Origin of the sequence: Thermonema rossianum DSM 10300 (genome assembly GCF_000426825.1) — a bacterium.
GTDB lineage: Bacteria > Bacteroidota > Bacteroidia > Cytophagales > Thermonemataceae > Thermonema > Thermonema rossianum.
In genome coordinates this window covers 43449-65776 of the sequence record NZ_AUGC01000013.1, presented here as the reverse complement: position 1 = coordinate 65776, position 22328 = coordinate 43449, and the positions used below count along the sequence as shown (strand labels likewise).

Below are 22328 nucleotides of genomic sequence, written 5' to 3'. Positions count from 1 at the left end.
AAGTAAAAAATTTTACACAAAAAGTTGCATAATTAACTATTGTTTTTGCAATTAATTTTAAAAAAGCAAAAAAATGAAAAGAATTGCTCAACTTCTCATTTTCAGCATGTGCATAGGTGCCTGCTCTTCGGCCTTTGCCCAAGGCACTATAGAAGCGCAGGAGCGCTTTTTGTTGGAACAAGCAGTTCAAAATAATTTGAACTTCAAAGCCAAAGAACGCCGGATTCAGCAAACCGAAATTGAACGCAAGGCGCTGTGGCAACGCTACATTCCGCGTATCGAAGCCGATGCGTTGTATATGTATTTCGACGCGCGCATGCAAGCCGATGCCCAAACGGTGCAAATACCTTCGGCGCTCTTGCCCTTGCCCCCGCAAATTGGTGGTTTGCTGCCCCCGGTGCTGACTTTTTTCGATGGAGAATCGGACTTTACCACTTGGGGACAAGCCGCTACTGCCGGCATCACCGCCAAAATGTTGCTTTTCAGTGGGGGTAAAATCCCCATGGCTCTGAAGGCAGTGAAACACAAAGAAAGTGCGGAGCATTTTATGCTTCGGGCAGAAAAAGAAGAACTGGCAGAAGAAGTGCTGAGTACTTATGAGCAGTATTGGCTGTTGGAGCACAGCCGTTTGCTGTTGGATGAAAGCCGCAAGCGTCTGCAAAAAGAGCAAGAGCGGGTGGAGAAAGCCATTGCCGCGGGGCTTGCCACGCCTTTCGACCGCAACAAAATACAGGTAGCCCTGCTTTCTCTCGAAGCCAAAGAAGAGGAATATGCCCGCAACCGCCGCTTGATAGTGCAAAAGATAGCGCTGCTGACAGGCTTGCCGGAAGCCGAAATCCCTGCGCCTGCCGATAGCCTTGCCCCTTGCCGGGAGGAGGCACAGGCGGAAGGAAGCCCCGAGCAGCGCCCCGAATGGCAGGCAATAGAAGCCCGCTATCACGCCTACGATGCCAAATTACGCATGGAAAGGCTTTTCTTTCTGCCTAAAATACAGGCGTTTGCGTCGTATCGCTATGCAGTGGTCTTTCAAAATGATTTTTACACGGACTACCGCTTGAACGAACAGGCGCCGCCTTTGGCTCTGCATCTCGATAAATTTCAGCTGCAGCCTACTTGGATGGTGGGGGTAGGCATGAAGTGGACCCTCTTCGACGGTATGGAAGAGAAACACCGCATAGAGAAAGCCAAAATAGACCGTGAAGTGGCAGCGCAAGAAGGTGAATACAAGCAGCAGCAGCTGCAGCTGGCTTACCAAAAGGCGCAGACCGATTGGGAGTTGGCAAACAAAGTGTTGAGCATCAAAAAGCAATCGTTGGAGGTGAGCCGCCACAATCTGACTTTGGCAAGCCGCAGCTATGCGCAAGGCTTGTTGTCGGTAACCGATTGGCTCACTGCCGAGCAAGACTATGCCCGTGCAGAGCTTGAGTATCATCAAGCCATTGTGGAGCAGCGCAAAGCCTATCGCGCCTATTTGAGAGCGTCAGGACAAAGCCTTTTCGAAGCAGTAAATAAATAGTATCCCCATCCTTCACATGATAAAACAAACAAACGCGATGAAAAAGAAAATGATATGGATTGCCTGTGGTTTGTTGGCGCTGCAGGCATGCAAAGAAGAAAAAGAGCGTCATTTTGAAGGCAAAGTGTACAGAGAAGTGGTAAGTGTGGCACCCAAAATAGCCGGGCGCATCGAACACCTCTATGTGTCGGAAGGCGAAGTGGTCAATGCCGGCGACACGCTGGCTGTGCTGGAGGTGCCCGAGGTGGCCGCCAAAAGGCAACAAGTGGAAGGTTTGCTGCAAGCCGCCGATGCTCAATATCAAATGGCATTGAACGGTGCTACCAAAGAGCAGCTGGAGCGCGTGGAGGCGCAGTATAAGGCAGCCAAAGAGCAATATGAGTTTGCACGCAAAACGCTCAAACGTTTGGAAGCTTTGGCGCAGGACTCTTTGATAGCCCCCCAAGCTTTTGACGAAGCCTTCACCAAATACCAGTTGGCATATGCCCAATGGCAGGCGGCATCGGCTGCCCTCGAAGAAGTGAAAAAAGGCGTGAGGGCAGAAAAGAAACTGGCAGCCTTGGGGCAAAAAGAGCAGGTGGAAGGCGCTTTGCAGGAGGTAGCCATCGCCGAAAAAGAGCGTGTGTTGTTGGCACCTGAGCACATGAGCATAGAAACCATTGCGTTGCATAAAGGCGAGCTGGCATTGCCCGGTTATGCTTTGTTCCGCGGCTACAGCCTCAACGAGACATATTTCCGTGTATCGGTGCCCGAAGCCGTGGCTGTCAAGCATCGCCCGGGCGAGGAAGTGCAGCTGCAGCTGCCTCATAGTGGCGGCATCCTAAAGGCGCGCATTACAAGCATTCGTCAGCTGCCTGCCTATGCCACGGCAAGCAGTGCTTATCCGCAGTATGAGCTGAGCGAGTATCTCTATGAAGTAAAAATGAAGGCAGTAGATGCTGAAGCTGCCAAGCAGTTGTTAACTCATCAAACCGTGATTTGGAAGCCATGAAGCAATGGATGAAACTGATTGGGCGGGAGTTCCGCCTGTTTTGGAACAACAGTGTTTTGCGTGTTATCTTTTTGGGGGCACCTTTGTTTTATGCCGTCCTGCTGGGTTTGGTCTATCAAGACGGCAAAGTGAACCACTTGCCGGTGGCTATCGTGGATGAAGACCATTCGCCTTTGAGCCAAAAGGTGATTGACATGATAGATGACACCGAAACACTAAAAGTGGTAGCTGTTTTGCCTTCGCGCAGCCAAGCCCCCGCCCACATGCCGCGCGTGCATGCACTGGTGATCATTCCGGATAACTTCGAGGCTGATATTCTGTATAAACGTCAGCCGGAAATAGTGGTTGAAATCAACACAGCCAATATTTTGACCGCCAATTATGCGGCACGTGCTTTGCAGCAGGCACTGGGTACTTTCAACGCCGGTTTGAGCATAGAAGGTCTCAAAAAACAGGGAAAAGCCGAAGCCATTGCCTTGCAAGAATTTCAGCCGGTGCGGGTTTTTTATCACCGCCGTTTCAATGAAAGTGCCAATTATGCCTTTTTCTTATATCCGGGCATGCTGGCTACCATCCTGCAGCAGGTCTTGCTTTTGGCTTTGGCGCTGAGCATGGCTGCCGAATGGGAAGGGGGAAGCTGGCAGCGTGAGCTGCTTCCCCTGCGTAAGTCTGCGGCTTATTGGCTGTCGGTAAAGACGGTGCCTTACTTGCTCATGTCGGCAGGCATTTGGCTGTTGTATGGTTTGTTTTTTAGCATCTTCCGGGTGCCTTTGCCGGCGCACCTGCCCGAGGTGTCGGCAGCCGCTTTATTGATGGTGTTGGCTGCTTCGTCTTTGGGTGTGCTGGTGAGTGCTGCCCTGCCCAATCAGCTGAAAGCAACGGAGGTTTTGATGGTAGTGGCCACGCCCAGTTTTGTGTTGAGTGGTTTTACGTATCCTTTGAGTCAAATGCCACAAGTCATACAATACATAGCGCAGTGTTTGCCTCTTACGCCTTTTCTGGAGATTTACCGTGTGGTAGGTGTGATGGGTGCGCCGCCACAAGAAGCAGCCGGTGCCTGGCTGACACTTGCCGTGCAAGTACCGGTTTATGGTGTCTTGGCTTGCCTGGCGGTGTATCGTCTGCAAAAACGCGGGCAGCACATGTAGCGTGCGTGCAAGTTTAACATTAAGCTGATTGGCCCCCTCCGGTTTGCCCTGCTTTTGTACGCTATGGGCAAACTTTGAGGGGGATTTTTATTTGAAAGAAATTCTTATGACTGTATTTGGTGAAAATTTCCAAAAAAAGTTCTGTGTGACTTTTGTTGCATGAAAAAATATTTTTACACTTGCAGAATCGAAGGCTTATTAATTCACCAAAAACTTAATGGTATGAAAAAGTTATACTTGCCCGCTGTGTTGGCTTTCCTTCTGGCAGGAGGTAGCTACACAAGCGTTTACGCACAAAAAGACCAAGTGCGCCGTGTAGAAGTAGATGATGAAACCGGCACGCCCACCTTCATCGAGTTTGAAGTGGGGCAGCTGCTTTCCCAACGTCAATCGATGCCCGAGCTCTTTCGTTCGGTACTCTCCATGCGTCAAGGCGAAGAAATGCGTTTGATGCAGGTAAACCCCGATGGCGAAGGGTTCGTGCATCAAAAATATCAGCTTTACTACCAAGGGATTAAAGTAGAGCATGCGGAATATTATGCACACATCAAGGGGGCATATATTCAATTGCTCAACGGACATTACGAGCCGGTGGAAGGCGTAAGCACCAAAGCCCGCTTGAGTGAAAAGCAAGCTTTAGACAACGCATTGCGCCAACTGCAGGCGCGCCGCATGATGTGGAACCTCGACCCCGAGGTGCCGGCGCCCAAGGGTGAGCTGGTGATTGTGAAAACAGACCCTGCCTTGGCAGGCAAAAAAGCTTATGCACTGGCGTATAAGTTCGATATCTATACTGCCGAGCCGCTGGCACGCGACTACGTGTATGTTGATGCACAAAGCGGGCAAATTGTGCGCAAAGACCCGATTATTAAGCACGCAGTGGCTACGGGTACAGCTGCTACACGATACAGTGGCAGCCGCAGCATTACTACCGACAGCTACAATGGCAGCTTCCGCTTGCGTGATTATTCGCGCGGTAACGGTATTTTAACCTATGACCTCAATCAAAGCACCAACTATAACAGCGCAGTTGATTTTGTAGATAACGACAACAACTGGACCAGTGCCGAGTGGAACAACGCAGCCAAAGACAATGCTGCCTTGGATGCACACTGGGGCGCACAAATGACCTATGACTATTGGAAGAACGTACATGGGCGCAACAGCTTCGACGGCAACGGCGCCGCCATCAAATCTTATGTGCATTATTCTTCCAATTATGACAATGCCTTCTGGGATGGCCAGCGCATGACTTACGGCGATGGCAGTGGCACCTATTTCGATGCACTCACTTCTTTGGATGTAGCAGCGCATGAAATTGGGCATGCAGTGACCACCTATACTGCCAACCTTACCTATTCTTACGAATCGGGAGCGCTCAACGAAGGCTACTCCGATATTTGGGCGGCTTGTGTAGAATACCATGCAGCCCCTGAAAAATCCATTTGGTTGATAGGCGAAGACATTGAGCGCCGTTCCGGACATGTGGCATTGCGCTCCATGAGCAATCCCAAACAAGAGGGACAACCCGACACCTACAAAGGTACCAACTGGTACAGCGGCTCCGGCGACAATGGCGGTGTGCATACCAACAGTGGTGTGTTGAACCATTGGTTCTATATCCTTTCTGTAGGGAAATCCGGTACCAACGACATCGGCAACTCTTACAACGTGACAGGTATTGGCATTGAAAAAGCAGAAAAAATCGCCTTCCGTGCCATCAGTGTTTACCTGACCTCTTCTTCCAAATATGCAGATGCCCGTACGGCTACCATTCAGGCGGCTAAAGACTTGTACGGTGCCGGTTCGAACGAAGAAATTCAAACTACCAATGCCTGGTATGCCGTAGGTGTAGGCAGTGCCTACAATGGTGGCGGCGGTGGTACTTCGTACTGCAACAGCCAAGGAAACAACAGCAGCTACGAATGGATAGCACAAGTAAATGTAGGCAGCTTTACCAATAGCTCCGGTGCCGCCGGATATACTGACTTTACCTCTAAGACCATCACCTTGGCGCCCGGCGCTTCGGTGAATGTAAGTCTTACCCCCGGTTTTTCAAGCTCCTCTTACACTGAATACTGGAGAATCTGGATAGACTACAACGGTAACGGCAGCTTCGATGACAGTGGCGAGCTGGTGTATTCTTCGGGCGGAAGCAAAACAACCGTCAGCGGCAGCTTCACTGTGCCCACGTCTGCTTCGGGCACTACCCGCATGCGTATTTCCATGAAATACAACGGACAACCTACCTCTTGCGAAACATTCTCATATGGTGAAGTAGAAGACTATACTGTGGAGTTTTCGGGTTCGGCACCGGCACCCTGTAATACGCCTGCCGGCTTGAGTGCTTCGAACATTACTTCTTCGAGTGCCACACTCAGCTGGGGAGCCGTGTCAGGTGCAGCCGGTTACGATGTGCGTTATAAAGCCACCTCGTCTTCTACTTGGACTACCACCAGCACCACTTCTACTTCTTTGAACGTAAGTGGGCTGAGTGCTTCCACTCAATATGAGTTCCAGGTGCGTACACAGTGCAGCGGCAGCACCTCCAATTACTCTTCTTCTTACACCTTTACCACTTCGGGCAGCACCCCGCCGCCTTCATCTTACTGCTCGGCAAACGGAAACAACGATTATTACTTCTGGATTGATTACGTTGGTTTGAACAACATGACCAACACAACCGGTAAAGATGGTGGTTATGGTGATTACACCTCCAAGACGGCTACTATCACCAAAGGAGCTACCGAGCGTCTTTATATAAGTGCAGGTTATAGAAGCACACGATATACCGTTTACTGGCGCATATGGATAGACTTTGACGGCAATGGCTCGTTTGATGCCGATGAGGTAATTGTAGAGGGCAGCTCAAGCAGTGCAGGCCAACTTTATGGCGACTTCACCGTGCCTACTTCAGCCATTACCGGCACTACCCGCATGCGTGTATCCATGAAGTATGGTAGCTATGCAAGCAGCTGCGGCAGCTTCAGCTATGGCGAAGTGGAAGACTATACCGTAAGCATTGGCAATGCGTTTGGAATAGGGGCACAAGAAGTGGCTCTACGCAGCGGTAGCTTGCAAGGCGATGTTCAATTTGCTGCTTTGTATCCTAACCCCGCCACTTATACTGTGCAATTGGTACCGGGGTCGGTAGAAAGCGGCAGCCTGGTGCGTGTGCTTGACCTGCGTGGTGCAGAAGTGCTGCGTCAGGTGGCCACAGGCAATAACTGCACCTTGGATGTACGACAGCTGCAAGCAGGTATCTATATTGTAGAAGTGCAAAACGAGCTGGGTGTAAGTCAATATAAGTTAGTGAAACAATAAACGTGTTTTGTGAAATAGTTTGTTTTGACCGGGGAAAATTTCCCCGGTTTTTTTATAGGGCAAGTGGTCATTAAAAAACTAAAAAAAGCAAATCAGTGTTGCAACACTGATTGTTGTTTTAACTAAAATAAGCTTGACCTATGAAAACGTGGAAAGTAGATCCGGCTCATGCATTGGTGGAGTTTACTGTACCTCACATGGTGATAGGCGAAGTGAGTGGCATCTTCCGCCACTTCGACGGCACCTTGAAAGTACCTGCTTTAGAGTTTGACAAGGCTCAATTGAGTGCACGCATCGAAACGGCCAGTATTTTTACCAATAATGAAGCAAGGGATGAGCACTTGCGTTCCGCCGATTTTTTCGATGCAGCGCATTTCCCCTATATGACTTTTGAAAGCAATCGTTTTGTGCCCAAAGGCAACCGTCCTTATGACATTGAGGGCACCTTGACAATTAAAGGGAAAGCGTTGCCCTTTACCCTGCATGCGCAATACAGGGGGTTACAAGTGGATCCATGGGGCAATGATCGTTTGGGCTTTATGGCAGAGGGTAAACTCAATAGGCTTTTATGGGGGCTGAAATGGAATAACCTGCTACAAAATGGCGCTTATCTCATAGGGCATGAGGTGTGCTTGCGCATTGTTTGTGAGTTGGTGACCGAAGAGGCTTATCAAAAATTATTCGCACAGACATAAAAACAACGCTTTTTTAACTACTGTAAGCGCGGCATAAAATATGTTGCGCTTTTTTGTTTTTATGGAATAAAATTTTTTACTTTTCAAAAAACAAAAATATATCTACTATGAAACAAAGATTAACACTCCTCTTCACGATGCTGTGGCTGTGTGCAGCACATGCCTATGCCCAGCATACCGTGCGAGGCACGGTAAAAGATCAGTCCGGCAAAGCATTGCCCGGTGCCAGCGTTTATTTGAAAGGCTCCTCATCGGTAGGTACGGTTACCGACATGAACGGAGCCTTTGAGCTTACATTGCCTGCTGCCGAAGGTGTCTTGGTGGTCTCTTTCATTGGCTACAAAGAGGCCGAAATACCGGTTACCTCTTCCACGAGCAATATAGATGTGGTCTTAAAAGAAGATATTGCCGGTTTGGAAGAAGTGGTGATTTCCGGTTTGGCATCGCAGACCAAAAGGGCGAACCTTGCGACCTCAGTACCTAAGCTGACCGCACAAGAACTGACCGGCGTAACCATGCCTCAAACTGTAGACGGTGCCTTATATGGTAAATTTACAGGAGCCAATATCGTAGCCAACTCCGGTGCGCCGGGTGGAGGTATTTCCGTCCGTTTGCGTGGTCTTACCTCCATTACAGGAAGCTCGCAACCGCTCTTTATCATCGATGGGGTGTATGTTGACAACTCCTCGATTCCGGCAGGCTTAAATGTGGTATCGAAAGCAGCAGCGGGCGGGAGTCAATCGAATCAAGACAACCCTTCCAACCGGATCGCTGATATCGTGCCCGAGGACATTGAGTCTATCGAAATTTTGAAGGGACCCTCAGCCTCTGCTATCTACGGTTCACGGGCTGCCGCGGGGGTAATTATCATCAATACCAAGCGCGGACAAGACGGCTTGCGTATCAATTTTGAGCAAAACATAGGACAAACGTCTATGATCAACCCCTTGGGGCAGCGCCAGTGGGATGAGCAAAAGGTGCAACAATATGTGCCTGCCGAGCTTGCCAACTTCCAAGCGGCTAAAGCCGCCGGGCAGATTTTTGATTACGAAAAAGAGTTGTACGGCTATAAAGGACGCTTAATGAATACTTATTTAAGTGTATCGGGCGGAAATGAAAAAACTACCTTTTACAGCTCGTTTCTGAGAAAAGACGAAGAAGGGATTGTGAAAAACACCGGTTACTTAAAGACAGCGCTTCGCTTGAATGTAGCTCATGACATCACAGACAAAGTGAAGCTGTCTATGGGGGCTAACTACATTCAGAGCTCGGCAGACCGGGGCTTCTTCAATAACGACAACTCCGGTACAACCATGGGTATCTCCTACATATCTACTTACCCTTGGGCCTATTTATTCCCCGATGCCAACGGCAACTACCCGAACAACCCTTATGCGCCTTCAAACTTTTTGCAAACCCGTGATTTGGTCACCAACAATGAGTCGGTGCGCCGCTTTGTGATGGGGGCTACCTTGGATGCGCAACTATATCAGTCGCGTAAATCACAGCTGAAATTTGTAGGTACTGCCGGTTTGGACACCTACACACTGTTCACACAGGCCATTTTCCCGCGCGAATTACAGTTCCAAAAAAATGGCAATGGCACCAATGGCGCCTCTATTCAGGGAAATACCAACCTAATCAACAAGACCTTTCAAGGCTTTTTGGTGCATGAGTTTTTCCCGAACAACAAACTATCTTTTGCTACTCAAGCCGGTTTGTTGTATTTGGATTTTTACCGGAACACCATTTTGGCCACGGCTACTCAGTTGATTGGCTCGCAAACCAATGTGGACCAAGCCGGGTCTTTTGCCTTGGATCAAACCGTGGTTCCTGAAAAAGACTTCGGCTACTACATACAGGAAGAGGTCAACTTCGATGATAAGATTATCGCTACGGTAGGTATTCGTGCCGACAAATCTTCCAATAACGGAGATGCCAATAAGCTCTACTACTTCCCGCGTGCCAACATGGCTATTAACATACATAATTTTGCCTTTTGGAATGTGGCGGCTGTCAGTCAATGGAAGCTGCGTGCTGCCTATGGCGAAGCCGGGCGCTTTGCCAATTTCGGCTCTACTTTTACCTCGCTGGGCAACACCCTTATAGACGGACTTGCCGGCTCACTGGTAGGCGGCACGCGTGGCAATACAACCATTGGACCCGAGCGCCAAACCGAGCTGGAAATAGGAACCGAGTTGGGCTTCTTGGATGGCCGCATTTCTTTTGAAGCCAACTACTACATCAAAACAGCCAAAGACCTTTTGTTGACAGCACAAGCACCTGCTTCTTCCGGTTTTGCAGTGGAAATAAAAAATGCCGCAGAGCTGCAAAACAAAGGTATAGAACTGGGCTTGCGGGCACAGGTGGTAAAGAGCGGCGATTTCGAATGGAACACATCCATCAACTGGTGGCGCAACCGTGGACTTGTGACGCGCCTCGACGTGCCGGCATTCAATACCGGTGCATTTGGTGCCACACTGGGTACTTTCCGCATCGAGGAAGGCAAAAGTCCTACACAAATTGTGGGCATAGACCCCAATGGCGACCCCCAAACCGGCCTGAAGGTGTTTGGCGATGCAACCCCCGACTTCCAAATGTCATGGCAAAACTTCATCAACTATAAGAACTGGGAGCTTTCTTTTCTGTGGCATTGGAAAAAAGGCGGCGACAACATCAATTTAACCTTCCTATTGTTTGACCTCTCAAATACCTCGCCCGATTATGACGACCGTGACCTTGACCCAAGTGGCACCTTGAACAATGGCGATTACCGTAAATCGCAATTGGGTGTGTCGGCAGCCCCCTTTGTAGAAGATGCCTCCTACATCCGTTTGCGTGAAGTAGGTTTGTTCTACAACTTCCGCGAAGAGCAACTTACTGCCCTTTTTGGCGGGAAGTTTGTAAAAGGCATTCGCCTTGGAGTATCCGGCTATAATATGCTGAACTTCTTTAAATACCGCAGCTATGACCCCGAGGTGTCCAACTTTGGTGCCGGTGGCCTTTCTACCGGTGTGGAAGTAGCTCCCTTCCCCTCGGCACGTCGTGTGTATTTCCATGTGGGCTTCAAGTTCTAACTCTAAATTCGAATAACCATGAAACGAACGTTATATATTTTTCTTGTCGTTGGCATGCTCATGATAACAGGCTGCCAATTGGACCAACTCAAAGACCCGAACAACCCTACTGTCGATTTGGTGAATAACCCTACGGTGGCTGAACTGCAAAACCTGGTGTCCGGCATAGAAGCCGGCATGCGCAATCGCTTGGGCACTTACTATGATGCCGTTGCCTTGATTGGGCGGGAGTATTACCGCTATTCGGCTTCCGACCCTCGATTTACCGGTGACCTCTTAGGAAAAGGAAGCAGTACCTTGGATAACAATACCTTCTATACTACCGGGCCTTACTATGAGCGATACCGTGTCATCCGCAATTGCTATTATCTACTCGATGGTGTGGACAACACCACCGCCCCACTTACCGATGCACAAAAGAATGGTTACCGGGGCTTTGCCAAAACCATCATAGCTTATCAATTGTTGCTGGTGCTCAACATGCAAAATGAAAATGGCATCCGTGTAGATGTAAAAGACCCGGACAATTTGGGACCGGTGGTGTCTAAGAGCGAAGCATTTCAGTACATTGCCAATTTACTTGATGAAGCCGCCAATGATTTAAGCAATGCAGGTAGTGAGTTTGCCTTTGATTTGAGTACCGGCTTCGATGGCTTTGATACACCGCCTACTTTCCGGCAGTTTAATCGTGCTTTGGCAGCACGGGTAGCCGTGTACCGTGAAGATTGGACCGGTGCGCTCACCGCACTCAATGGCTCCTTCTTGGATGTAAACAATAATGGCACTATCGAATTAAGTGACTTGCAAAGCATAGATTTGCAAAAAGGACCTAAGCACTTCTTTTCTACTGCCGGTGGTGATGAGTTGAACCCTCTGTATTTACCTCTGAACAATGGCGGTGAGGTGCGGGCTGCTCACCCTTCTTTTGTGACAGATGCTGAAACAGGCGATAAGCGTGCAGATCCTAACGATGACGCGGGGAAAATACGTACGCGAGCAGAAGCATTCAGCGCCGATGGACTTTCAAGTCCTTATGACACGTGGGTGTATCGCTCCAATGATGCGCCTATTCCCATTATCCGTGCCGAAGAGTTGGTACTTATTTATGCAGAAGCCAATATTCAGTTAGGAAACACGACCGATGCCGTCAACGCATTGAATGTCGTGCGCAATGCTGCCGGCTTAGGCAATTATGCCGGTGGCACCACTCAAAGCGAGTTGATTGACGAGATGCTTAACCAACGCCGCTACGCCCTTTTTGCCGAAGGGCATCGCTGGATAGACATGCGCCGCTATGGGCGTTTGAATCAGCTGCCTATAGACCGTCCGGGCGATGATGTGTGGGAGTCTTTCCCGCTGCCCGCCAATGAAAATGTCAACTAACGCTCACGGCAAATATTGAAAAACAAAGGGGTCCTTATTTCCGGACCTCTTTGTTTTTTGGGTGAAAATAGAGAGCCGCTCTTTTTATTGATTTTTGAAAAAATATAATTATTAGTTAATTTTGCATTTAAATAAGCTTTACTGATATTAAAAAAGTCATATTTGACTACTCTTTCAAAAAGCAAGTTTTTATAAAATATTTTTCATTAAAATGAGCATTCGTTTAAAAGTATTTCAAGACAAAGAAGTAGCACAAGCCAAAGACAAGCATCCGGTATGGGTTGACTTCCTTTACAAACATTTGGGTGAATTTGGCGATCAACCCGGCGCCATATTGAAAGCAATAGAGTATATCGGCGAAAAAGGAGGAATGCTGGTAGAAGCCTACACAGAAGAAGAGCAACTGGTGGGAGTTGCCGTCGTAAACCGTACCGGCATGGATGAATACATACCTGCCAACATACTGGTGTATGTGGCAGTGGATGCTTCACAAAGGGGAAAAGGTATCGGACGGCAAATTATCACTTTCTTGACCGGAGAACTGCAAGGCGGCATTGCCCTGCATGTGGAACCCCACAACCCTGCCAAACGGCTCTATGAGCGCCTGGGGTTCACCAACAAATATTTGGAAATGCGCTTTCAAAAGTAAAACCAATCCTTAGCGTTTCATGGCAGTATTGACATTAGACAGAAAAAAGCTACAAAGCAACTACAAATTCATAGACAAGCGGCTGAAAAAGCATGGTATAGAGTGGGGGGTAGTAACGAAGTTGTTGTGTGGCTATAAGCCTTTTTTGCAGGAGATTGTGCATCTGGGTGTAAAAGAGCTGCACGATTCGCGCATCAGCAACCTGAAAGCCATCAAAGAGCTTAATCCCGGCATACAAACCGTGTATATCAAGCCGCCGGCTAAGCGCAGCATTCCCAATGTGGTGCGTTATGCGGACGTAAGCTTGAACACGGAGCTGAAAACCATAGAAATGCTTTCACAAGAAGCCCAAAAGCAAAACAAAGTGCATAAAATACTCATCATGATTGAGTTGGGCGACTTGCGTGAAGGGGTTTTGGGGGAAAATCTCCTGCACTTCTATGAGCAGGTATTCCATTTGCCCAATATACAAGTGGTGGGCATCGGTGCCAATCTCAACTGCTTATATGGTGTGATGCCTTCGCATGATAAGCTCATCCAACTGTCACTGTATAAACAGCTGATAGAAGCCAAGTTTAACCGGCAGATTCCCTGGGTCTCGGGGGGCACCTCTGTGGTTTTTCCTCTGTTGCAGCGCAAATTGTTGCCTAAGGGGGTGAATCACTTTCGCATAGGCGAGCTGTTGTACTTCGGCTTAGACTTGTTCAAGGAAGAAACCATTCCCGGCATGCACGACGATGTGTTTCAGTTGCACGCCGAAATCATTGAAATACAAGAAAAACCGGTAGTGCCCATTGGTGAGTTGGCAGCCAACCCTTCGGGCGAAGTGTTTGAAGTAAAAGAAGAAGACTACGGAAAAAAAAGCGTGCGTGCCATCATCGATGTAGGTTTGCTTGAAACCTCACCCGATTATTTGATTCCCTACGACGAGCACATTCAGTTTGCCGGCGCAAGCTCCGACATGATTGTGCTGGACCTGGGAAATAATCCAGAAAATTTAAAAGTAGGCGATGTGGTTTCTTTCAAGCTGAAATACATGGGCGCCTTAGGCTTGCTTAATTCCCGTTACATAGAGAAGAAAGTGGTTGAGTAGCAGGAAGATACTACTTAACATAATCAATCTTATTTTACATACATAAAGATATTGCCGGCGTCGTCAGTGGCTTTTTTATAAAACGATATAAGCCGCTGCCGTAAAGGCAATGATTTCCTGCCTGCCGGCGGCAAAGGTGTTTCTGTGGCGCCAGTCCAAGCCCAACTCAAATTTGTATTGCCGGGTATTCAGAAAACCCAGTACAGCCACGAAGCGATACTCTACACCTTCGGGTTTATTGCGGTAAAGCCCCAAGATTTCGGCAGCAGTTTTGGCGTACAGTTCGCCCGTATCGAGGCGGCGCCCGCTTAAGCTGCGTTGCATTGCCCAACGGTAGCGCAAGCGCCAGCGTGTGGTCTCACCGGCCGATATTGTTTGGTCGAGGCGCCACCGGTGGGTATATTGCCAAGCGAACAGCTTGCCCTTATATACCCATTGTTGAATAAAACGGTACACCCATTGTCTGTCTTGAATTTCATAACGCAACATCACGCCGCCGCCCAACAATTGGGACAGGGAAATGCTGCGGCTTACAAACAGTTCCACATCTTGGCGGTCGCTTTGTAGAGGGCTATAAAACGCGCGGTGCTCCCACTTGTTATTGAAACTCCAATAATCATTCAGGCGGGTGTGCAAATTCACTGCTCCCATCAACGCCTGACGTCTGTTTATATCTTGTGCCAAAACGGGATAAGCCATAAAAAGGTAAAGTAGTAAAAAAACCCACAGTTTTCTCATCCTCAATAAATCATGTTTTCAGTTTTGTGCTCTATTATCTTTCTTTGTTTCAAAAGATTGCCACGAAGGTCAAAAAGCAGCTCTTTGCGTAGCTCTTTCCCTTCATGCGTGCGAAGGCGGACTTCCATTTCCACTGCTACATCAGCACAAGCGTCTGCCGTTATTTCTCTTTTCCGGAACAACATGCACAAACAAGAAGCATCGCCGGTGTATTGCCATTGCACCCTTTCTATTTTGCAGGCGGCGTATTGTTCCGTGAGATAGTTGCGAACAGGCGACTGCAGACTATCGGGCAAGTCACGGAAACGAACCAAGAGCTCTACATCTTCCAAATGTCCTGTGCTGTCGAACTTTACGCTGTATCGCCGGTGCCCCAAACGAAACTTGCATTCATAGCTGTATGTCTCTAAGCCTTCTTCATAGTACCACTTTGGCGCCTTGAGTTCCTCCGAAGGAACGCAGTAACGTATCCACACATAGGCAGGACGCGGCACTTTGTCTTCTTTTATACGCTGCTCCCGTTCGTATTTTATTTCCTGCTCTTTTTCTTGTGCATAAAGGAGCCCGGGCAGGCAGCAGAACAATAGTGTATAAAAAACAAGGCGAACGGCCATAGCTCCGGCAAATAGTTAAACAGAGCAAAATTATAAAAAAAGCCCCACCACGCCGGTAGGGCTTCTGCTTGGTAGAAACGAAGGAAATAATGCTGTTTAGCGTTTCACAATCTTTTTCTGCAGCACCTGCCCATTCGAATAGCGCAACTGCAGCACATACACACCTGCCGGCAGCTGCTCCATCGAGCTTGTTATGCGCTTCCCTTCTCCGGACAAGCTGACCTGCTCAATGTCAAAGCTACGCCCATGAACGTCTATGCATTGGATATGCACCGACTCGGACAAATAAGGCAGCTCTATGGTTACATTGCCGGATACCACAGTGGGATATACCGCAAAGTCGAAGGCACGTGCCCCGGGTGTAACCACTTCGCTATAAGAAATCTCTCCGGTCACGGTCTTCATGCCCAAGCGATAATAAGGTACCTCGTCAAGCGTTATGTTTGGTTCATCGTTTACCTCATATACCATTCCTTGCCCGCCACGGGCAGAGGTTTTGCCTGCTTGGCGGCTTGCCACCCGCGCAAATGCTGCTTCTTTGCCTACACTGCGCTCTATCCAATATTCTTTTATGTGAGTGTCTTCGACTACTTCCCACTGTAGCGCTACCCGGCGCTTATCCACCCACCGGGCCTGCAAGCTGAGCAACTCTACCGGCAGGGGGGTAAAGCCACCGCCTTGCCCGGCAAAGCCCGAAAAGCCGTTGAAGAACGTACCTTCTATCCAGCGGTCGGCAAAACCGTAGTTGCCGCGCTGCAGGCTGCTTGCATAAGATACCAAAGAGGGATTGCTTGCTGAGGCAATGGCTCCCGGATACTTGACTATCTGCATGTCGGTTGTGAATGATTTGCCTGTAGCTGCTTCCCAGCCGGCAATTTCTGCATTCGAGAAGTAGAGTCGAATGCGGTAGTTGCCCGTGGGGTTGTTATTGGCAGGAATGATGCGCAGCGTTTTGTCCGTAGCTGCATTGGCGGGGTCGGTATCGATAAAGTTGCTTGCCCCCGTGCCGGCTCTGTCCACATATACTTGCGTGCAGCCATAGTTATGGCCGGAAAGGTTTTCCAAGCGCGCTATGAGGTTGCCGCTGTTGCTGTCACGCACATAGAGTGTGTCGTTCGGACCAAAATAGTAGGTGTTTCCTGCCGGGTCGGCAGATACGCTGTATTGCACGGGTGTGCCCGCAAAGGGCAGTGCCTGCACTTGTACGTCATCTACTACAAAAGCCGGGTCACTACCCCAAAAATCATCATTTATCCACCAAAAGGCAATACGGAAACGCGTTCCTTTAAACTGAGCCGGAATGTTGATGGTTTGAGCACTTACGGAGGTAATGCCTTGATAGGGCCCTCCAATCACCGTGTAGTAACTCATCGCTTCATCCAAAATAACCACTGAACCATAGTCATAATAGGTACTGCCTACTGCCTCACCATTACAAAGCATTAAAAAGCTTAACTGCAAATCGCTATAAGGATATGCGGTGGCATCTATTACCGGACTTATCAAAAGAACATTGGCACTGCTTGTTTTGTCATATACTCCCGTACCATCTGAGATATACACACTCCGGCTACCGTTCAGCACGTAGCTATTGCCCAAATACCAATTATTGGCACTGCTTATATTAGAAAAGGCCGTCCACCCTGTCAGCGCTCCTTCAAAATTTTCAAACAATAATACACCGGATGTCGCAGGAGGGGCAGGGGCTAAGTCGTTATCCGCTATCTTAATTACAATTGACGGATAAGCCCCCAAGGAAGCATCCCCTGCATTTATATTGAGTGTTATTATCACCTCTTCGGCTGCTTCGGTAGCATGATCATCATACACTCTCAATATAATATTTTGATAGCCGGTAATTCCGGCTAAAAGCGTAAGAGGAAAGGGCGTAATCACATCGTAGTCAACACCTTCTATGGCACTGCCTCCAAGTGTTATTCCCAATGTATTGTCGAGCGTTAATACACCTGTGATTCTTACGGGAATTAAAATATCGGTATAAGCTCTACAATCGCCCGGCAAGGATGGGTTTGTTGCCACTTCAACAGTGTTCATTAAGTTAGCAGTGAAGCTGACAAGAGGAACACTTGGTGCAAGGATACCTGTTACTATCAGTGAATAATCCTGCGCCCCACCACTAAGTATGCCTTTATGAGACACAGTAATTGTATAGGTAGCACCCGGTGTGGGCGATGCAATATAAATTTTCTCTACGTTGTCGCGAAAATTATCGCCGGTTGTGGCAGCCGCAGCAGGCAATGCGGGGTCAAGCACCCAGGGCAGGTAGGTAGTACTTCCGTCGCTTACGCGCACGTCCAAGTCATTGACCAGCATTAAATCCGTTGGGTCCTCCACATTCGTAGGTGGCGGCGTACCGGCAGGGTCGGTCCAGCATATGGTCACCTCCAAGGGAGAAGTACCTAAAGCCGTTACACTAAACACATACGTAGCCCCATCGTTTAGTGTGCGCTCCTCGATGAGCGCCCCACCGGTAGTGGCCGCTTCCTGAATGGTCAGGGCAGCCTTTTCGGCATTCAACAAGCCCCATCCATGGATATAATCAGGTCCCGGCGCACTTCCTGCTTCCCGCGCCGTATGAATAACCAATGCCCGCAAGGTAGCTGCCTGCATGTAGCTGCCATATAAACGCCGGTAATATTCCTGCAACAAAGCCAACGAGCCGGTCACCACAGGAGTGGCCATGGAAGTGCCCGAGCCATAGGCATAGGCATTATCGGCAGCCGCCCCCGCCGAATAGAGGTTCACACCGGGCGCTACCAGGTCAGGTTTAATACGCCCGTCATCGGTAGGACCCCAAGAAGAAAAAGGAGCAATACGCACACTTTCGGGACCGGTATAAGTGTCTCCATACACTGCACCAACCACCAAGGCGTTTTTTGCGTTGGATGCCCCCAACAATAAATCGTAACCACCATCAGCACTATTGTATCCACTGCCGCCATCATTGCCGGCTGCTTTTACAGGCAGATAATAAGGGAAGGTATAGGTGATTTCGTCCCAATTGGCAGCATATTGGTCATAAAAACCAAACATCCATTGGGGCATTCCCCAGGCACTATAGCCATAGGAGTGATTGGAAATCAGAAGGCCCGCCGCCGCAGCCTGTGCCATCTCCGGCACATCGCCGTTCCAATCGTAGGCCCAGAGCCGGGCTTCCTTTGCCATGCCTCTTGCTTGTGGGCTTATCCCGGCAGCAAGAAGAGTACCACTTACATGTGTAGCATGGTTGCTTCCACTTGTATATAGAAAACCAACGTTGTCTATTTGGCTAACACGCCCTGTAAATTCTTGATGAGTAGCGCGTACGGCTCCTGCGTCCCACAGTCCAATGGTCAGGTTACTTCCTTCTAAGTTTAATTGAAGCTCACCACCGGTCCATAGCTTGTGAGTGCCAACATTTTGCGCAGCTGTCAAGTTACAGGTGGTAAAGAAGAGGGGCTCGCCGGTCGGCAAAATATCATATAAAATGGTGGGGGCTGAAAAACGATTTTCTTCCAAATCTTGTTTACCTGCCAAGCGGAATTGTTCAATACGCTGCCGGCGTGCTTGTTCCTGATGCTCTAAACGGCGCAACAAATTGTGCCTTGCCGGCTCGTCTGTTTGCGCATTTGCCGGTTTGTTGCCTGTCAGCAAGACACCTACCACTAAAGATAAAGAGAAAACCATGGACCGTTTCATATACTTGTCTTTTTAAAGTTAGTGATAACAAAACCATAATTGTATTTTTCCTTTTTGCTTCTTCAATAAAACAAGAATGGACAAAGAAGATCAACTTTGGTCACCAACGAGAGGGCAGCGGGCAAGCAATAAGCACCGGTAAACAAATACAACTTTTTTTTTGATAGACGCAAGCCCGATCAATTAGAGAAGTAATAAAAAGGTTAACATGCACCACTTTTTAAGTTGACAAAAACAACCTTTTGTTAAAGGATGCAAAAAACGCAATTTCAAAATTTTATTTTGAAAAAACACCTAAAATCAAAATAATATAAGTATGCACTTTTGCAAACAAAGTATAAAAGCTGCTTGTTTTCATTTATTTTGCACTTAAACACACAGGATACGTAAAAACTTTAAACTTACCTGCATTAAACGGAGCTATGTCACTATTCCAAAGCACTATGCCACCTCTTGCCGAGCGCATGCGTCCCAAAAACCTCTCTGACTTTGTAGGTCAAAGTCATTTAATAGGTGAAAAAGGTAGTCTTCAGAAACTCATCGACTGTAAACTATTGCCCTCCATGATACTTTGGGGACCGCCCGGCACAGGCAAAACCACGCTTGCCCGTCTGCTGGCAAATCAATGTGGTTTGCCTTTCCAATCTCTTAGCGCCTTGGAAGCAGGTGTAAAAGAGATAAGACAACAAATAGAACAGGCGGCCCGCCGGGGCACCACCGTCTTGTTTATCGACGAAATACATCGTTTTAATAAAGCACAGCAAGACGCACTGCTCAAGGCAGTAGAAGAAGGCAGCATCAAGCTGATTGGTGCCACCACCGAAAATCCCGGCTTTTCTGTAAACAATGCCCTGCTTTCCCGCTGTCAAGTGTATGCTTTATCGCCTCTTTCAGAGCAGGACTTGTTGCAGATTGCCCGGCGTGCCATAGCCCGGGACCCTCTGCTCCAACGGCATGAAGTGCAGCTGAAAGAAACCGAAGCCTTGCTGCGCATGGCACAAGGCGATGCCCGGCGCTTGCTCAATCTGTTGGAACAATGCATAGAAAGTCTGAAAGAAGAGTCGCCCATTGTCATTACCAACGAAGTGGTGCAAAGCATTGCGCAACAACAAGTGCCCCTTTATGACAAAAACGGCGAAATGCATTATGGCCTCATTTCTGCTTTCATCAAGTCCATGCGGGGCAGCGACCCCAATGCCGCACTTTACTACATGGCCCGCATGCTACAAGGGGGCGAAGACCCGCTATTCATTGCCCGCCGTATGCTTATTTTTGCTTCGGAAGACGTGGGCAATGCCAATCCGCAAGCATTAATTTTAGCCAACAGCACCCTGCAGGCAGTGCAGCAAACAGGCATGCCCGAAGCACGCATCATTCTGGCACAGTGTGCTACTTATCTGGCAAGTTCGCCCAAAAGCAATGCCTCTTATGTGGCTATCAATCAGGCCATGCAGGCAGCATCCGAAACAGCACAGCTGCCCGTGCCTTTGCACCTGCGCAATGCCCCCACCCACCTTATGAAAAGCATGGGCTATGGCGAAGGTTATGAGTATCCGCACGATGCACCCAACCATTTCGTAAAAAAACATTATTTGCCCGATGCGCTGCGGGGGCGCATTTTTTACCGCCCCGGCGAACAAGGGAAAGAAAAGAACATTTTGGAACGTCTCAAAGCCCTATGGAAGGGCATTTACCCCTATGATAAACACTAAATAACGCCCGGTGAGCGTTTTAACAAAAAATGCTTATGAAACGATTCTTACTCTTCATTGCATTGCTTGCCTCAGCCTTCGTATTGGGCAGGTGGAGCAGCGATATCACACCTGCCGACGTGCAGTCGGCTGCCAAGCTCATAGGCTTGACCTTTACGCCCGTGGAAATAGATTCGATGCTGGACGGCCTTCAAGAGCAAAAAGAAAGCTTTCAGGCATTGCGCGAACAAGATTTTCCCAATGAATTGCCACCGGCATTTACGTTTCATCCGGTACCAGACAACTACGTACCGCCGCATACAGGGCCAGATGAGCTGGTGTTCCAAGATGACGCCCTCCCCAAAATCAAGCGCCCCAAAAACGACGAAAAGCTGGCTTTTTTAAGCATTCGCGAACTGGCTTCGCTGCTGCTTTCCCGCCAAATCACCTCCGAAGAGCTCACGCGCTTCTTCCTGAACAGGCTTAAAAAATATGACGACACGCTACACTGTGTCATTACCTACACCGAAGCTCTGGCGCTGCAAAAAGCCCGGCAAGCCGACCGCGAACTGGCCGAAGGGCACTATCGTGGCCTGCTGCACGGCATCCCTTATGTGGCTAAGGACCTGCTGGCCACCAAAAATTACCCGACTACCTGGGGCGCCGCCCCTTACCGTTCGCAGCAACTCGACTACGACGCCGCCGTGATTGAACGCCTCGACGCCGCCGGCGCCGTTCTCATTGCCAAAGTATCGCTGGGGGCATTGGCTTGGGGCGATGTGTGGTTTGGGGGGCGCACACGCAACCCCTGGAACCCGGCTACCGGCTCAAGTGGTTCTTCGGCGGGCTCGGCTGCCGCTGTAGCTGCCGGCTTGGCTCCTTTTGCCATCGGTACCGAAACACTGGGCTCCATTGTGTCGCCTTCTACGGTTTGCGGCGTTACGGGCTTGCGTCCCACCTTCGGGGCAGTCAGTCGCTTTGGTGCCATGGCTTTAAGCTGGACCATGGATAAAATCGGTCCCATAGCGCGCTCAGCCGAAGACTGCGCCATCGTGTATCGTTATTTGCACGACGCCACCACACACGATCCACGCGACCCTTTCCATATTGCTACTACCTTTAGCTACCGTTCCGATCTTGATTGGCGGCGACTGCGCATCGCTTATGTGCCCACACCTGTCTCTTCGAACACCTACGCAAACGACAGCGCCTTCGTGGCTACGCTCTTAAAAGCCGGCGCACACATCGACACCGTCAGCCTGCCCCCCTACCCCGATATTACCTTCATCCTTTGGGCAGAAGCTGCCGCCGCTTTCGATGAGCTCACACGCAGCAACCGCGACGATGAGTTGGTACGGCAAAACAAACAAGCGTGGCCCAACTACTTCCGCATGGCTCGTTTCATTCCTGCGGTAGAATACATACAAGCACAGCGGTTGCGTTACCGTCTCATTCAAGCAATGGAAGAGCTCATGAAGCAATACGACGTGGTGATTGCCCCCTCTTTTGCCTCTTCACAGCTCTATATTACCAACATGACCGGGCACCCCTGCGTGGTATTGCCCACAGGATTCAGCCACAGTGGCATGCCTCAAAGCATTTGCTTGCTGGGACGATGGATGGGCGAAGGGGCTATCTTGGAAGTAGCCCACGCCTATCAGCAACTCACCCAACACCATAAAAGGCGTCCTCCGTTGGTAAAACACTAAC

14 protein-coding genes are annotated in these 22328 nt (G+C 49.2%); 11 read left to right on the top strand and 3 right to left on the bottom strand.

Translation table 11 applies throughout. The features are described from left to right. The first annotated feature begins 73 nt into the window (after nucleotides 1–73). The 9 genes from K384_RS09825 (at nucleotide 74) to K384_RS09785 (ending at nucleotide 13876) form a co-directional block, all read left to right on the top strand. Entirely contained in the window at nucleotides 74–1516 is a 1443-nt protein-coding gene (locus tag K384_RS09825) for a TolC family protein (protein ID WP_038031868.1), read from the top strand. A 37-nt stretch (nucleotides 1517–1553) separates the two neighbouring features. Then, nucleotides 1554–2507, top strand: coding sequence for an HlyD family secretion protein (locus K384_RS09820; protein WP_038031866.1), 954 nt, complete (start codon nucleotides 1554–1556; stop codon nucleotides 2505–2507). Further along, complete coding sequence (locus K384_RS09815) at nucleotides 2504–3655, top strand: ABC transporter permease (protein WP_038031864.1); 1152 nt, start codon at nucleotides 2504–2506, stop codon at nucleotides 3653–3655. Before K384_RS09820 ends, K384_RS09815 begins: the two co-directional genes overlap by 4 nt. A 222-nt stretch (nucleotides 3656–3877) precedes the next feature. Continuing rightward, nucleotides 3878–6979, top strand: a complete 3102-nt coding sequence (locus tag K384_RS13465; RefSeq protein ID WP_051633307.1) for a M4 family metallopeptidase — start codon at nucleotides 3878–3880, stop codon at nucleotides 6977–6979. Nucleotides 6980–7119: 140 nt separating this feature from the next. Beyond that, nucleotides 7120–7674 (top strand): YceI family protein, encoded by a 555-nt coding sequence (locus tag K384_RS09805; RefSeq protein WP_038031863.1) that lies wholly within the window; start codon nucleotides 7120–7122, stop codon nucleotides 7672–7674. A 107-nt stretch (nucleotides 7675–7781) separates the two neighbouring features. Further along, nucleotides 7782–10751, top strand: a complete 2970-nt coding sequence (locus K384_RS09800; protein ID WP_038031862.1) for a SusC/RagA family TonB-linked outer membrane protein — start codon at nucleotides 7782–7784, stop codon at nucleotides 10749–10751. An 18-nt stretch (nucleotides 10752–10769) separates the two neighbouring features. Beyond that, entirely contained in the window at nucleotides 10770–12134 is a 1365-nt protein-coding gene (locus K384_RS09795) for a RagB/SusD family nutrient uptake outer membrane protein (protein WP_038031859.1), read from the top strand. Between the two features lie 211 nt (nucleotides 12135–12345). Then, nucleotides 12346–12783: a GNAT family N-acetyltransferase gene (locus tag K384_RS09790; RefSeq protein WP_051633306.1), complete on the top strand. Its 438-nt coding sequence runs from the start codon at nucleotides 12346–12348 to the stop codon at nucleotides 12781–12783. 19 nt (nucleotides 12784–12802) lie between these two features. Continuing rightward, nucleotides 12803–13876 carry an alanine racemase gene (locus K384_RS09785; RefSeq protein WP_038031858.1) on the top strand — a complete coding sequence of 358 codons (1074 nt, stop codon included), beginning with the start codon at nucleotides 12803–12805 and terminating at the stop codon, nucleotides 13874–13876. 75 nt (nucleotides 13877–13951) lie between these two features. Here K384_RS09785 and K384_RS09780 read toward each other — a convergent pair whose 3' ends face one another. From K384_RS09780 to K384_RS13460, 3 genes are all read right to left on the bottom strand, one after another. Then, nucleotides 13952–14614, bottom strand: a complete 663-nt coding sequence (locus tag K384_RS09780; protein ID WP_038031856.1) for a DUF2490 domain-containing protein — start codon at nucleotides 14612–14614, stop codon at nucleotides 13952–13954. A 2-nt stretch (nucleotides 14615–14616) separates the two neighbouring features. Then, nucleotides 14617–15228, bottom strand: a complete 612-nt coding sequence (locus K384_RS09775) for a hypothetical protein (RefSeq protein ID WP_038031854.1) — start codon at nucleotides 15226–15228, stop codon at nucleotides 14617–14619. 96 nt (nucleotides 15229–15324) lie between these two features. After that, complete coding sequence (locus tag K384_RS13460) at nucleotides 15325–18927, bottom strand: S8 family serine peptidase (protein WP_051633305.1); 3603 nt, start codon at nucleotides 18925–18927, stop codon at nucleotides 15325–15327. A 443-nt stretch (nucleotides 18928–19370) separates the two neighbouring features. Here K384_RS13460 and K384_RS09765 point away from each other — a divergent pair, with 443 nt between their 5' ends. Both K384_RS09765 and K384_RS09760 read left to right on the top strand, forming a co-directional pair. Then, nucleotides 19371–20639: a replication-associated recombination protein A gene (locus tag K384_RS09765; RefSeq protein ID WP_038031852.1), complete on the top strand. Its 1269-nt coding sequence runs from the start codon at nucleotides 19371–19373 to the stop codon at nucleotides 20637–20639. 35 nt (nucleotides 20640–20674) lie between these two features. Then, complete coding sequence (locus tag K384_RS09760; RefSeq protein WP_038031850.1) at nucleotides 20675–22327, top strand: amidase; 1653 nt, start codon at nucleotides 20675–20677, stop codon at nucleotides 22325–22327. Nucleotide 22328: the final 1 nt, after the last annotated feature.

What these genes read in the sequence shown, in the direction of transcription:
- K384_RS09800 (WP_038031862.1), top strand. Translation starts at nt 7,782, where the DNA reads ATGAAACAAAGATTAACACTCCTCTTCACGATGCTGTGGCTGTGTGCA.
- K384_RS13465 (WP_051633307.1), top strand. Translation starts at nt 3,878, where the DNA reads ATGAAAAAGTTATACTTGCCCGCTGTGTTGGCTTTCCTTCTGGCAGGA.
- K384_RS13460 (WP_051633305.1), bottom strand. Translation starts at nt 18,927, where the DNA reads ATGAAACGGTCCATGGTTTTCTCTTTATCTTTAGTGGTAGGTGTCTTG.
- K384_RS09790 (WP_051633306.1), top strand. Translation starts at nt 12,346, where the DNA reads ATGAGCATTCGTTTAAAAGTATTTCAAGACAAAGAAGTAGCACAAGCC.
- K384_RS09805 (WP_038031863.1), top strand. Translation starts at nt 7,120, where the DNA reads ATGAAAACGTGGAAAGTAGATCCGGCTCATGCATTGGTGGAGTTTACT.
- K384_RS09820 (WP_038031866.1), top strand. Translation starts at nt 1,554, where the DNA reads ATGAAAAAGAAAATGATATGGATTGCCTGTGGTTTGTTGGCGCTGCAG.
- K384_RS09795 (WP_038031859.1), top strand. Translation starts at nt 10,770, where the DNA reads ATGAAACGAACGTTATATATTTTTCTTGTCGTTGGCATGCTCATGATA.
- K384_RS09815 (WP_038031864.1), top strand. Translation starts at nt 2,504, where the DNA reads ATGAAGCAATGGATGAAACTGATTGGGCGGGAGTTCCGCCTGTTTTGG.
- K384_RS09760 (WP_038031850.1), top strand. Translation starts at nt 20,675, where the DNA reads ATGAAACGATTCTTACTCTTCATTGCATTGCTTGCCTCAGCCTTCGTA.
- K384_RS09825 (WP_038031868.1), top strand. Translation starts at nt 74, where the DNA reads ATGAAAAGAATTGCTCAACTTCTCATTTTCAGCATGTGCATAGGTGCC.
- K384_RS09765 (WP_038031852.1), top strand. Translation starts at nt 19,371, where the DNA reads ATGCCACCTCTTGCCGAGCGCATGCGTCCCAAAAACCTCTCTGACTTT.
- K384_RS09780 (WP_038031856.1), bottom strand. Translation starts at nt 14,614, where the DNA reads ATGAGAAAACTGTGGGTTTTTTTACTACTTTACCTTTTTATGGCTTAT.
- K384_RS09775 (WP_038031854.1), bottom strand. Translation starts at nt 15,228, where the DNA reads ATGGCCGTTCGCCTTGTTTTTTATACACTATTGTTCTGCTGCCTGCCC.
- K384_RS09785 (WP_038031858.1), top strand. Translation starts at nt 12,803, where the DNA reads ATGGCAGTATTGACATTAGACAGAAAAAAGCTACAAAGCAACTACAAA.